Source organism: Candidatus Neomarinimicrobiota bacterium, assembly GCA_036476315.1.
GTDB lineage: Bacteria > Fidelibacterota > Marinisomatia > Marinisomatales > S15-B10 > JAZGBI01.
This window is the reverse complement of sequence record JAZGBI010000008.1, coordinates 59,557-73,254: the sequence shown is the minus strand read 5'-3', so window position 1 is coordinate 73,254 and position 13,698 is coordinate 59,557. Positions and strand designations below refer to the sequence as shown.

Below are 13,698 nucleotides of genomic sequence, written 5' to 3'. Positions count from 1 at the left end.
AGATTTCAGTCAACCAAACGGTGAACGAAAGGGGAACGACAAATGACTAGACCCATAACCCTTTTCACGGGGCAGTTTGCAGATGTACCGCTGAAGGAGTTAGCGAAAAAGGCGGCAGATTGGGGATATGATGGTCTGGAACTGGCATGCTGGGGAGACCATCTGGAAGTGGAAAAGGCAGCAGCGGATGTGGATTACTGCAAAAGGCAACTCGAAATACTGAGGGAAAACAATCTGAAGCTTTATGCCATCAGTAACCATCTTGCGGGACAGTTGGTCTGTGACCCGAACAACGACGGTCGGTCCGACGCCCTCGCGCCGAAGGCGTATGCAGGAGATCCTGAGAAAAAGCGGCAGTGGGCCGTTGAAACAATGAAGAAGACAGCCAAGGCTGCCCAAAACCTCGGAATCGGGACGGTCAACGGTTTCACCGGATCTTCCATCTGGCATCTGATCTACTCTTTTCCCCCTCTGGAGGAGAACACGATTGGGGAGGGATTTTCATTTTTCGCGAAGATGTGGAATCCTATACTCGATGTATTTGAGGAATGTGGTGTGCGGTTCGCCCTGGAAGTTCACCCAACTGAGATCGCCTTTGACATAATTACGGCACGTAGAGCCCTGGAGTCCCTGGAGAACCGCAAATCCTTTGGATTCAACTTCGATCCGAGTCACTTCCACTGGCAAATGATCGACCCTCTCTTCTTTCTCTCGGAATTTCCCGATAGGATTTATCATGTTCATCTGAAGGACGCGGAACTGCAACTGAACGGCAGAACGAGTATTCTCGGATCGCACCTGAATTTCGGTGATCCCAATAGGGGCTGGGATTTTCGCTCCCTGGGTCGCGGCAGCATCAATTTCGAAGAAATTATACGTAGACTCAACAGCCTGGGATATTCAGGACCGCTCTCCGTGGAATGGGAAGACAGCGGGATGGACCGTGAGCACGGGGCCAGAGAGGCGTGTGAATTTGCCAGAGAAATCGACTTCACTCCCTCTGCGGTTGCATTTGACGCATCTTTTGAGCGATCGTGAGGTCCGGATTCAGATGGGATGCCGTACCCACTCTCGAAGTGCGGACCGTGCCCTCCGGACTGTGGTGGCGAACAATGTGTTATTTGCGAAATTCTCAGACCGTCCCCGAAGCAAACCAAAGTAAGGAGGTATGATCAACCATGAGAATGAGAAGCCACCGCTCCATGATTGCCCTTGCCGCCACCTTTACGCTACTAACCCCCTCGCACGAGGCAAGAGACCCGTGGGATCAGGAATCACTCCGACGTGTGGCGGCTGAAGATCCGGTTGCGGTGATGGGCGATTATGAGGGCTACTCTTCGATGAATGACGGCACAGAAGCACCACTGGCCGCCCAGGTTGTCGCTATGGGTAACGGAGAGTACAGAGCCAGGGTGTCTCGAGTGTTCGGGGAGTGGGAAGAGCTGGGTGCCATACTCGATGGTGAGGAGAAAGACGATGCGGTGGTATTTGGAGGAATCATCGAGCAGGGGGAGTACACCGGACTCGAATTGACGGGCAGCATTCGGCAAGAACAATTCAGTGGTTCTCTCAAGTCCGGGAGCGGCGAAGCGGGCGTATTTCAGATGGAAAAAGTCAAACGTCTCTCCGCCACCCTGGGGGCAAAAACATCGGAAGAAGCCATCACATTATTTGACGGCACCGATTTCCTGGAATGGGAGCAACTTCCATCCTCACGAGGTCTCCTCAACCGCATCCTGAACAATCTCAGAAAAAAACGGGTTCAGTGGAGGCTTGTTGATGGTGCGATGGAAGTCAAACCAGGCTCGGGCTCAATCGTTACCAGGAGGAAATTCACTGATTTCCGGCTCCACGTCGAATTCCGGACTCCCTTTATGCCCGAAGCCCGGGGACAGGACCGGGGGAACAGCGGCGTCTATCTCCAGGGACGGTACGAGATTCAGGTTTTGGACAGTTACGGCCTTGAAGGGCGGGACAATGAATGCGGGGGAATTTACAAGGTGGCGAATCCCCGTATCAATATGTGTGCCCCTCCACTTCAATGGCAAACCTACGATATCTCTTTCCGCTCTCCACGCTTTGACTCCAACAAAAAGAAAATCAGGAGCGCCACCGTGACGGTCCTCCACAACGGAGTGGAAATACACAAAGATGTGGAAGTAGACTTTCCGACGGGTGGAGAAGTGGACAGTGACATTTCCCAGGCGGGAGGAATTTTCTTCCAGGATCACGGAAACCGGGTGCGGTACCGCAATGTCTGGCTGGAAGAGATCGGCGAGTGATCATCTGTCATCAAAGGAATGGGTAGAATTGCAGTTCTTTGTTAGATTTCAGACGTCATGAAAAAAGATTCCAAAACTGAGAAGAACAGAGACAGAGGGGGGGGGATAGTTCGGAAAGATGGTCGGCGGCTCATGTCACGGCGGGATTTCCTGACGGGGACGGCGGCTGCTGCTGCGTTCATGATCGTCCCCCGGTCTGTGCTGGGCGGGAGCGGTTCCACACCACCCAGCGACAGGCTCAATATCGCCGCCATCGGTTTCGGGGGGATGGGAAGAAACAACATAGCCTCCCTGACCAGTGAGAACATCGTGGCTCTCTGCGATGTGGATGACGGCTACGCTGCTGAAGTATTCGAGACATATCCCGATGCCGAAAGGTACCGGGATTTTCGAAGATTACTGGAAAATGAGAAAGGGGTTGATGCGGTCGTCATTGCGACGCCCGATCATACCCATGCTGTGATTGCCATGATGGCGATTCAGTTGGGCAAGCATGTCTTTTGCCAGAAGCCATTGACCCACACAGTATATGAAGCTCGAAAGCTTGCCGAGGCTGCCCATGAAGCCGGGATTGCCAGTCAGATGGGCAACCAGGGGCATGCCGGGGAGGGCAACCGTCTCATCTGTGAATGGATCTGGGACGGTGCAATAGGCCCGGTGCGTGAAGTCCATACATGGACGAACCGACCCATTTGGCCTCAGGGGATTCCGAGGCCCAAGGAATCTCCTCCCACTCCCGCCACCATCGACTGGGATCTGTGGCTCGGTCCTGCCCCATTCCGACCATATCACCCCGCCTACGCACCATTCAAGTGGCGGGGATGGGGAGATTTCGGCACGGGGGCACTGGGTGATATGGGATGTCATATTATTGACTCGCCTTTCTGGGCTCTCAAACTGAGCCATCCCACTGGTGTCGAAGCGAGTTCAACGCCACTCAATGAGGAGACATATCCTCACGCCGCCGTCGTTCGATACAGCTTTCCAGCCCGTGACGAAAAGCCCCCCGTTAAGCTGACCTGGTATTCCGGCGGTCTGTTGCCACCACGACCTGAAGAACTTGAAGAAGGCAGACGGATGGGCGACTCCGGTGGTGGGGTAATTTTCGTGGGAGATAGAGGGAAACTCATGTGCGGAACGTACGGGTTGAATCCACGTCTTATCCCGGAAACAAAAATGCAGGAGTACACACTGCCACCAAAAACCATTCCCCGGGTTCAGGGGATTCACGAGGAATGGATTGAGGCATGCAAGGGAGGAAAAGAGGCGAGTTCGAATTTCTCCATTTCAGGACCATTAACCGAAATGGTATTGCTCGGGAATATTGCGATCAAAACGGGGCAGAAACTGCAGTGGGATGGTGAGAAAATGGAAATCATGAACGTACCTGACGCTAACGAACTCGTACACCGGGAATACCGCGACGGGTGGACATTATAGTCTGTGGCGTCCCCGCGTAACCACTCAATCGTCATAGGTTAGGTTTGAAGTCAAAGCTCTGCAGTCACCGGGTGATACATCCGGCATCTTTCAGTGCGAACAGTGGTCAACCCGCAGCGGATCAAGAAAACAGGAGGTGATATGGCCGGAGTGAACGAGAAAAAACGTGACAAAGAAAAACAGGTGGACCGGCGAAGTTTTCTACGAATGACAACGGCAGCAGGGGCAGGGCTGGTGTTGGCACCAAAAAGTATTGCCCGTGTTCGCATGGGAAATTCTAACGATTTGAATATTGCCTTGCTTGGAGTTGGAGCACAAGGCCAGATTCTTCTAAACGCGTGCCTGAAGACGTCGGGAATACGTTTCAAGGCTGTGTGCGATATCTGGGAAGCATACAATCTCAAAAGGGCTTCCGGCCTGCTGAGAAAATACGGTCATAACGTGGGCGAATATGTCGACTACAGAGAAATGCTGGACAAGGAAAACGATCTTGATGCAGTCATTATTGCCACGCCCGATTTCTGGCATGCTGACCAAACGGTTCATTGTTTGAGAGCCGGTCTTCATGTGTATTGCGAAAAGGAAATGTCCAAAACGGTTGACGGTGCACGGAGAATGGTTCAGACTGCACGACAGACGGGGAGGCATCTCCAGATTGGACATCAACGTCGAAGCAACCCGAGATACCTTCACTGTTATCATAAGCTCATAAAGGAAGCCAGAATCCTGGGCAAGATCACTACCATCAGTGGGCAATGGAATCGCTCCGCCCAACCGGACCTTGGCTGGCCCAAGAAAGCGGCCATCGACCAGGCAACTCTGGAAAGGTATGGCTACGAGTCCATGCATGAATTCCGAAACTGGCGTTGGTACCGTCACCTGGGAGGTGGGCCCGTGGTCGATTTGGGCTCGCACCAGATTGACATTTTCAACTGGTTCCTGGAAACGCCCCCAAGATCTGTTCTTGCCAGTGGCGGCAACTATTACTATGACACGAAAACGCATCAGTGGGATGACACCGTTATGGTTATCTATGAGTATGAACCTAATCAGGGAGCTGTGAAGGCCTTCTATCAAACCATAAACTCCAATAGCAGTGAAGGATATTATGAGCATTTCATGGGAGACCAGGGTACCCTGCTCATATCAGAGGCTGCAGGAAGAGAAGGGATTTACCGTGAGCCATCTTCACCTGACTGGACAAAATGGATTGAGAGGGGCTATCTGAAGGCACCAGTCGAGGAGAAAGAAACGGTACAAACGGGCGCCATCATAGACGTGAGAGAGACCATGGCTCCTCCTGAACACAAACTGGCAGTTGACTTCAATGAACCCTATCACAAACCCCACCTGGAGAATTTCTTCGATGCCATTCGGGGGAGGGCGAACCTCAATTGTCCCGAAGATGTGGGTTACGAGACGGCTGTCACAGTATTGAAAATCCACGAAGCTCTGGACGCTGGAATGAAAGTTGAATTCAATCCTGACGATTTCAAGATTTGATCTCCATCGGCTAACAGATGGGTTTTCATGCGGAAATAAGAAAGACGTTTTTCCACAAGCGCGGTTTCTCCTATCCCTCGGTCGCGGCTTTCATAATCTTCTCTCTTCAACTCCGGGCACAGGAAGAATTGATTGGCGATGTGAGTGACGGTAGTCGCTCCATTCCGGTTCACCTCATCCACCTGTATGATGAAAATGGCTCCGTAGTTCTACCTGATGACGAGCCACTAATGCCGTTTTCCACCCGTGAGACCTGCGGGGCTGACTGTCATGACTATGACAAAATAAGCTCGGGATGGCATTTCAATGCATCAGATCCCGACGTGGCTCCGGGTCGCCCGGGAGAACCCTGGATTTTTGTGGACCAGAAGACAGCCACGCAGATTCCTGTCTCCTACAGGCCCTGGCCCGGCACTTTCAGACCGCAAGAGATCGGCCTCGTGCCGTGGCTTTATCTGAAACGGTTCGGCCGCCATTTACCGGGAGGAACTGTGGGCGAGGAGGAGGCAGTTCAGTCACCTGAGTTCTTTTTCCGCTGGACAGTCTCGGGTCGCCTTGAGATCAATTGTCTAAGTTGTCATGATGCTGAACCGTCACACGATCAGTCGGATTATGCATCTCAAATAGCCCGGGAGAATTTTCGCTGGGCCGCCGCCGCCTCGAGTGGTTTCGCCTGGGTGGAAGGTTCAGCCAGGAATATGCCCGACACCTGGGATCCGTTTCTGGGGGGACTCTTGGATCGGCCAGGTTTGGTGCCTCCATCCATTGAATATGACAGAAGTCGTTTCAATCCCAAAGGGAAAGTTTTCTTCAACATCGTGCGCAAGGCCCCGGCCGAGCGATGTTACTTCTGCCATTCCAATAAACCACTCGGCGAAATAGGTTCCGAAAGTCCCGAGAAGTGGCATCTGGATGAAGATGTGCACCTATCGCTCGGTATGACCTGCGTCGATTGCCACCGGAATGGACTCGATCATAAGATGGTGCGCGGGAACGAAGGAGAACTCTCATCCGAGAATAACCCCTTCGCAGCAACCTTGTCGTGTGAGGGATGCCACCTTCCGGATCAGTTATCCACGGTACCCATCTCTGGAAGAATGGGATCGCCCCAGCCGGAACATCCCGGTATTCCTTCGATTCATTTTGAAAAGCTCACCTGTACCGCCTGTCATTCCGGACCCTGGCCTGAACTGAAGATTCAAGGGGTGAAAACCTCCAGACTCCATGCCCTCGGTGTCCAGGGAGTTAACAAAGCTGACAGGGTGTTGCCACATGTTGTGTATCCCGTTTTTGTCCGACAAGAAAATGGGAGAATCGCTCCGCATAAGCTATTCTGGCCTTCCTACTGGGCTATTCTGGACGGAGATTCCGTGGTCCCCATAATCCCCGACGTCGTCTGGTCTGTCGCAGGACAGCTTATCTCCGGCGATCAGCCCATCAGTGCGGAAGCACTCCCTGTTCTATCCCAAGAGCAGATGGCCACAGTTCTGTCGGAACTTGAATCTCACGCCAAGGTCCCAGGCGTTCCCGTCTATGTCACCGGGGGTAAGATCCACCGCCTGGCAGGCTCCCGTGGGCTTATTTCAGAGGATCATCGCTCTGCCCGGCCCTATTCCTGGGCCTATGCTCATGATGTTGGACCCGCCGTTCAATCACTGGGCGTTCGAGGTTGCGAAGATTGCCACGCCACCGACGCTCCCTTCTTCTTTGGCAAGGTGGACATTCAAACTCCGGTTGAAACAGAGGCCGGACAGATCGTACTCATGCACGAAATGCAGGGCCTCGAAGAGACGCAGCGCCTGCAGGTAAGAAGGTTCTTCAAGTGGGCCATCGTCGTCATGGTGGGATTCCTGGGACTTCATATCCTCGGAGATTTGATTCAAAGCACCATTCGCAGAAACAGGAGATGAACCGAAGAATATCTGAAAAGAGGACGGCGAGGACATATGAGATCATCGAGGGATAAGAAAACTACGGAAACCGAATCCTTTCAACGATTCAGTCTTCACTTTCGTATCCAACATATCGTTTTGTTCCTGAGCGTTATCGCTCTGATCCTCACGGGGATACCCTTGTGGTTTTCCCTTGGTACGCCTGGAGATATTCGCTGGAGCCAGGATACAATTCGAGCGCTCGGAGGAATTACCATATATCGACAAATTCACTTGATTGCAGCCATCGCTTTGATAATGGTCTCATTGTGGCATCTCACGTACCTCATTTTTGTGAGGGAAGGACGCCGTGAATTCGCCGAACTGCTACCCAGGTGGAAGGATTTCACAGACTTAGGTCAGAATTCGTTGTACTTTCTGGGCCTCCGTAAGGTGAAGCCTCGATTTGACCGTTACACCTACTATGAAAAGTTTGACTACTGGGCAGTTTACTGGGGATGTGTGATCATGATCGGCACGGGCACTGTTCTTTGGTTCCCGGAGATCACCGAGAGATATCTGCCCTGGTTAACCTACACTTTGGCGGTTGAGATTCATGCGGATGAAGCTGTCCTTGCAGCAGTGGCCCTATTCGTCTGGCACTTCTACAACGTCCATTTCAAGCCTTCACGATTCCCCGGCTCCCTCTCGTGGTGGCACGGGAGGACCACAGGGGAAGAGATGATGAACGATCATCCAATGGAATATGAAAAACTTGCAAAGAAATCGAAATCAAAGAACGAGCCACATTGAGAACTGATTCTCCAACTATCCGTTTGCAGAGATGCCGCAACCTCTTAACTTATTTGAAGGTTGGCACTCTCTTTTCAAGTCCAAACTTTCAGGGATGATATCCTGGATCAATTCTTCCACTAGCCGAACGGTGATACCATGATTAACTCAACCTCCAACCCCGCGGTCGCCAGTCGCTTCACCGCAGAGAGGTGGCTTTTCTGGACGTGCTTTATCGCACTTGTGGCCACATCATTTGGGTTTATTATTAGAGCAAACGTTATTGGTGCCTGGGGCGCAGAGTTCAATCTGAGCGAAACTCAGAAAGGAGAGCTCCTTGGCGTGGGATTGTGGCCTTTTGCTTTAAGCATTATCCTGTTCAGCCTTGTGATTGACAAGATTGGCTACGGGAGGGCTCTGGTTTTTGCGTGGGTATGTCATGTGGCTTCGGCGGTCATTACGATTCTCGCGAATGGCTACTGGATGCTTTACCTGGGCACATTCATCCTGGCGCTGGGAAATGGCACTGTGGAGGCGGTGATCAATCCCGTTGTTGCCACTGTTTACTCAAAAGAAAAAACGAAGTGGCTGAACATTCTTCATGCCGGCTGGCCCGGCGGAATGGTTTTGGGTGGACTTCTCATACTGATCTTGATGCCGGGACTCGGCTGGAAATGGAAAGTAGGACTTGTCTTAATTCCGGCGCTGATGTATGGACTGATGATGATCCGTGCAGAGTTTCCTGTCCATGAACGAGTAAAGGCGGGTATACCCTACAAGGCCATGCTCCAGGAGGCAGGTGTCGTCGGAGCCGCTATCGTCGTGGTTATCATGGTTGCTGAAATCGGCCGGATATTTCAATGGTCCTTGGCGGCAAAGAGCATTGTGTCGCTCGTGCTGATTATTGCCTATGGCTCCTACACGCGAAACGTGGGGCGGTCAATATTCATTTTCCTCCTTCTCATCATGATTCCCCTGGCCACAACTGAACTGGGCACTGACAGTTGGATAACGGAATTGGTCACCCCCGTTGTAAAAGATATTGGAATCCAACCGGGGTGGGTCCTGGTCTATACCGCATTTCTCATGATGGGACTGAGATTCCTTGCCGGACCGATCGTTCACAGGCTGAAGCCCCTTGGCTTGTTGGCGGTGAGCAGTACGATTGCCACCCTGGGACTCATTTTCCTTTCGAAGGCTGCGGGAATTCTCATATTTCTGGCTGCCACGGTTTATGGTCTGGGAAAAGCGTTTTTCTGGCCAACCATGCTGGGTGTCGCCTCTGAGAGATTTCCCAGAGGGGGTGCTCTTACTATCAATGCGATAGGTGGAGTAGGGATGCTCAGCGTCGGGGTCATCGGGGCAGCATTCCTGGGAAATATTCAGGACAAAGCCATCGAAACGGAACTTGAAAAAGAGAATCCCGCCCTCCATTCACAGGTTGTGGGAGAGGAGAAACTGAGCGTGTTCGGGACCTACCAACCCATTGACCAGGAAAAGGTTGAGGGGCTACGCAACGGGGAAAGGGAAGTGATCCAAAGAATCAGTGACGGAGCGAAGAAGAATGCCCTGGCAAAAGTCGCCTTTTTCCCCGCCGCAATGCTCGTCTGTTACCTGATCCTTATCTTCTACTTCAGAGCGAAGGGGGGGTACAAAGCCGTGGAGCTAACTCCAGAAAAGGGAGAATCTCCGGATATTCGGAATGTCTAGATGAGGAGAAGAACAACATGATGGAGAGAGGCATCCGCGTCAATATGAGCGCACTATCCCTGGTCTCATTGGCCTTGATTGTACCCTGTCCGAATAAAGATGAAGCCTATTCCGCAAGTCAAACACCTTCCGATACAACGGGTCAACAAATGGCGCCCCTGGATATTGAGCTGCCCAAACCCATGTTCATCGGTACCCCTCAGGATATGCGGGTTCCCAAACTTGAGAAGCCGCTGGGAAAACCCCGTCCGCCATTTTATGCTCCATCAGGGACAAGAAATGTCGCTCTCGGCAGACCGGTGGACAGCAGCGATAGAGAACCTATCATCGGAGAGCTTGAACTGTGCACTGACGGGGATAAGAAAGGTACCGAAGGAAGTTATGTGGAACTCGGTCCTTTCCTGCAACACATCACCATAGATCTCGGAGCTCCCCATGACATCTACGCAGTACTTTTGTGGCATTTCCACAAGAATCCCCGCGTCTATTTTGATGTTGTGATTCAGGTCGCTGACGACCCCGAGTTTGACACAAATGTGAAGACCCTGTTTAACAACGATCATGACAACTCATCGGGTCTGGGAACAGGCCAGGACCTCCATTATGTGGAGACTGCCGAAGGAAAATTGATCGACGCGAAAGGCGTGAAAGCTCAATATGTACGCCTCTACAGCAACGGTAACACGGGCAACGACCTGAATCACTATGTCGAAGTGGAAATCTACGGTAAACCCGTGGGCAAGATGTGAAATGGCAGAGAACACCGGTTATCTTCATTCTCCTTTCTTCCTTGGTTGCACTGTCGCTTCGTCTCCCCAAGCTGGAAGATCGACCCATGCACGGAGACGAAGCGATTCACGCGGTGAAACTGGGGCGCCTTCTCGAAGACGGCTACTACCGGTATAATCCCCAGGAATTCCACGGACCAACGCTCAACTACGTTACCCTTATCCCCGCCCGTCTATCTGGCGTCCGAGAATTAAAGGACCTCAATGAGACGGTTCTCCGAATAGTACCTGTTTTCTTTGGAGTGCTTCTTGCCGTTTTGCCCTTCCTGTTGATCGATGGCTTAAGCCTCCGCGCAGTCATTATCTCTTCCTTTATTGCCGCCATTTCTCCTGCCATGGTTTTCTTCAGTCGCTACTATATCCAGGAAACTTTATTTGTCTTCTTCACATTCGGCACAGTCATATCTGCGTTCCGGTATACCAAGAACAGGACATCGATCTGGGCCGTTCTCACCGGTCTTTTTTTCGGACTGACACACGCAACCAAGGAGACAAGTCTGGTCGTCTTTTCCTCGATGGTTCTGGCTTTCATCTTGACAGTATCACGTAAAAGGACGGAACGGGGGGGAGCGATATCATTTGGAAACATGGAAAAGGTGAACCTTCGCCATGGAGCAATCGCGATTCTGGTGGGAGCACTCGTCTCCGGGTTATTCCATTCATCATTTCTTTCCAATCCCGAGGGATTCGTGGACGCTTTTCGATCATACGGCGCCTACCTCAGCCGGGGAACTCAGAGCGATTGGCATATTCATTCATGGTATTACTACCTGAAGATTCTCCTTTACTCACGCTTTGGCTCGGGCCCGGTGTGGAGCGAGGGACTCATCATCATTCTGGCCCTCTGTGGAATCGTTGCGTTGATGACCAAATCAGGAATCGCTGGGGTGAGTGCGCCTTTTGGCCGCTACATCGCCTACTTTACACTGATCATGACTGCTATATTCTCAGCAATTCCGTACAAGACGCCCTGGAATTTGCTGACATTTCATTACGGGATGATCCTCTTGGCCGGGCTGGGAGCGACGGTAATTATCAGGTCGCAGAAGAGTTATCATATGCGAATCGTGGTAGCAGTTTTGCTGACAGCCGGCGCCATCCAACTTGTGAGGCAGACATACCTTGCGAACTTTCGGTATTCTTCAGATCCCGTAAACCCGTATGTGTACGCTCACCCACGAAACGATGTCATAGCCGTTGCCCGTCGAGTGGAAGCAGTCTCCCGCGCCCATCCCTCTGGGGAGGATCTGCCCATTCAGGTCATCTGGCCTGGGGACGACTACTGGCCTCTTCCATGGTACTTGCGGTCTTTCTCCAATGTGGGCTGGTGGAATACGGTTGATGAAAGCGCGCCAAACGCTCCTCTCATAATCGCCTCTCCCGAGGTCGAGACAGATCTCGTCAGCAAACTCTACGGATCGGCCGGTCCAGGAGAGGTACACCTGTATGTACCCCTTTTCGACTCCTACATCGAGCTCCGTCCCGGCGTTGAACTGCGCGGCTACATCCGGAACGATTTGCTGGAGCGGTTGGAGAGACAATGAACCGATCGTTCAAGCCCGTGATTTCCGGCATGGGAGACCTTGATTACACTACCGGAATACACCGCAGTGCCCGCAAGCTTATGGGATCCATGTTTGAGATATACGTCCTTCATGAAGATATCCAGTATGCCGAGCAGGCGGCCTGGCAAGCGTTCGAGGAAATCCAACAGCTGGAACAGGAGATCAGTCGTTTCATTGAAAACAGCGATATCTCACGCCTCAACAACCTCTCACCGGGTCGCTCAATCCGGATCGGTCCCGATACATTCGAATGCCTGAAAATGTGCTCGACTCTGTACGAGGAAACGGGTGGTGCATTCGATATTACGGCTGGTTCCCAGTCCCCTCCCCCCGCGGGCTTTTGCCTTGAACTAAACGAAAGAGACCACTCGGTACGAGTTCTGTCGCCACAGGTGAGTATAGATCTCGGAGGCTTTGGAAAAGGATATGCGGTCGATCGAATGGCTGACATTTTGCGCGACTGGGATATGGAACGAGCCCTTATTCATGCAGGATTCAGTTCCGTTCTCGCACTAGGTGCACCACCGGGAAGATCCGGATGGCCCATTACGACGAGTCATCCTGATAACCGGGAGGAAGTGCTTGCGCAATTGGAGCTCAAGGATCGAGCCATTAGCGGTTCTGGTTTGGAAAAGGGACAGCATATCATTGACTCCCAGAGGGCAAGACCGGCTCAGGGTCGAACCGCAGCATGGGCTTCTGCCAGTATTGCCGCTACCAGCGACGCACTCTCCACCGCCTTCATGGTGATGTCACTGGAAGATGTCAAGGATTTCTGTGTTCGACACGAGGACGTCTTCTCTATGATCGTTCTCGAAGACAATCCGGATACTGTTGAAGAGAGAGTGCTCCGGTTCGGTTCCTGGAGCGATCATTCCATCTCGCAATAGAATAGCTGTTCGTTTTGAAGACACTACTTCTGTCCCCGTAGCACCTTCCTGATTCTCACGAGTTCCAGCCAGCCTTGTGGGAGATTCTTCCACAGTCTTAATCGGCTATCCCTGTCTGCCATCCATTCAACCGGGAACTCCTTGATGCGAAAGCCTCGCCTCATGGCTCGTATGATAATCTCCACTTCAAACATGAAACCGTTTGAAATGCACGTCCCAAAAAGATCCCGGGCCACATTTCCCGTGTAGATCTTGAAACCACACTGGGTATCCGTCAGTTCGCCGGGGATTCTCATCCAGCTAATCATGAACCACCGGAAAATCCTGGACAGAATTCGCCGATGCCACGAATGGGGTCGCAGAATCTTGCTTTCGTTGAGCCTCCTGGAGCCATGAGCCAGATCGCATCGTCCTTCTTTCAGCATGACCATTCCGGGCAGAATATTCTCGAAGGGTACGCAGCCCCCGCTATCGGTATACATAATGTAGTCACCCTGTCCATTGATAACCCCGTTGCGCAAGGTGAATCCCTTTCCACGATGGGCATAACGAATAATTTTGACGGGTATGTCAGAAGGAGGGAGCAGTGTGTTGACCAGATCGGGGGTTCCGTCCGAACTTCCGTCATCCACAACGATGACCTCCCCGGAGAAATCGTGGGCCTTCAGGAAAGCAACGGCCGCTTCTACGTCTTTTCCTATTTTTTCACGTTCGTTGAAAACGGGAATAATGATGGACAGGTCCACATTATGACTCGGGGTCTTGCTTGTCCTCAAGAAAATTCATCAGAGAGAGCCTCCCTCGCCCGTAAAGGAAGCCCCAGAAATTCAGAGCGATTCATGGGAGACCAATTCGCT

11 protein-coding genes are annotated in these 13,698 nt (G+C 52.1%); 10 read left to right on the top strand and 1 reads right to left on the bottom strand.

Going from position 1 to position 13,698, the window contains the following annotated elements:
* The first annotated feature begins 42 nt into the window (after positions 1-42).
* From V3U24_00820 to V3U24_00775, 10 genes are all read left to right on the top strand, one after another.
* Positions 43-1,038: a sugar phosphate isomerase/epimerase gene (locus V3U24_00820; GenBank protein MEE9165996.1), complete on the top strand. Its 996-nt coding sequence runs from the start codon at positions 43-45 to the stop codon at positions 1,036-1,038.
* 140 nt (positions 1,039-1,178) lie between these two features.
* Complete coding sequence (locus V3U24_00815) at positions 1,179-2,282, top strand: DUF1080 domain-containing protein (GenBank protein ID MEE9165995.1); 1,104 nt, start codon at positions 1,179-1,181, stop codon at positions 2,280-2,282.
* Positions 2,283-2,414: 132 nt separating this feature from the next.
* Positions 2,415-3,722, top strand: a complete 1,308-nt coding sequence (locus V3U24_00810) for a Gfo/Idh/MocA family oxidoreductase (protein MEE9165994.1) — start codon at positions 2,415-2,417, stop codon at positions 3,720-3,722.
* Positions 3,723-3,863: 141 nt separating this feature from the next.
* Positions 3,864-5,225: a Gfo/Idh/MocA family oxidoreductase gene (locus V3U24_00805; GenBank protein ID MEE9165993.1), complete on the top strand. Its 1,362-nt coding sequence runs from the start codon at positions 3,864-3,866 to the stop codon at positions 5,223-5,225.
* 17 nt (positions 5,226-5,242) lie between these two features.
* Positions 5,243-7,135: a hypothetical protein gene (locus V3U24_00800; protein ID MEE9165992.1), complete on the top strand. Its 1,893-nt coding sequence runs from the start codon at positions 5,243-5,245 to the stop codon at positions 7,133-7,135.
* 36 nt (positions 7,136-7,171) lie between these two features.
* Positions 7,172-7,909, top strand: coding sequence for a cytochrome b/b6 domain-containing protein (locus V3U24_00795; GenBank protein ID MEE9165991.1), 738 nt, complete (start codon positions 7,172-7,174; stop codon positions 7,907-7,909).
* A 138-nt stretch (positions 7,910-8,047) separates the two neighbouring features.
* Positions 8,048-9,598 carry an MFS transporter gene (locus V3U24_00790; protein ID MEE9165990.1) on the top strand — a complete coding sequence of 517 codons (1,551 nt, stop codon included), beginning with the start codon at positions 8,048-8,050 and terminating at the stop codon, positions 9,596-9,598.
* Between the two features lie 17 nt (positions 9,599-9,615).
* Entirely contained in the window at positions 9,616-10,347 is a 732-nt protein-coding gene (locus V3U24_00785; protein MEE9165989.1) for a hypothetical protein, read from the top strand.
* Positions 10,344-11,930, top strand: coding sequence for a flippase activity-associated protein Agl23 (locus V3U24_00780; GenBank protein MEE9165988.1), 1,587 nt, complete (start codon positions 10,344-10,346; stop codon positions 11,928-11,930). Before V3U24_00785 ends, V3U24_00780 begins: the two co-directional genes overlap by 4 nt.
* Positions 11,927-12,841 carry an FAD:protein FMN transferase gene (locus V3U24_00775; protein ID MEE9165987.1) on the top strand — a complete coding sequence of 305 codons (915 nt, stop codon included), beginning with the start codon at positions 11,927-11,929 and terminating at the stop codon, positions 12,839-12,841. The genes V3U24_00780 and V3U24_00775 overlap by 4 nt, the downstream gene beginning before the upstream one ends.
* A 23-nt stretch (positions 12,842-12,864) precedes the next feature.
* On the opposite strand, the gene V3U24_00770 is transcribed toward V3U24_00775, so the two are convergent.
* Entirely contained in the window at positions 12,865-13,617 is a 753-nt protein-coding gene (locus V3U24_00770) for a glycosyltransferase (protein MEE9165986.1), read from the bottom strand.
* Positions 13,618-13,698: the final 81 nt, after the last annotated feature.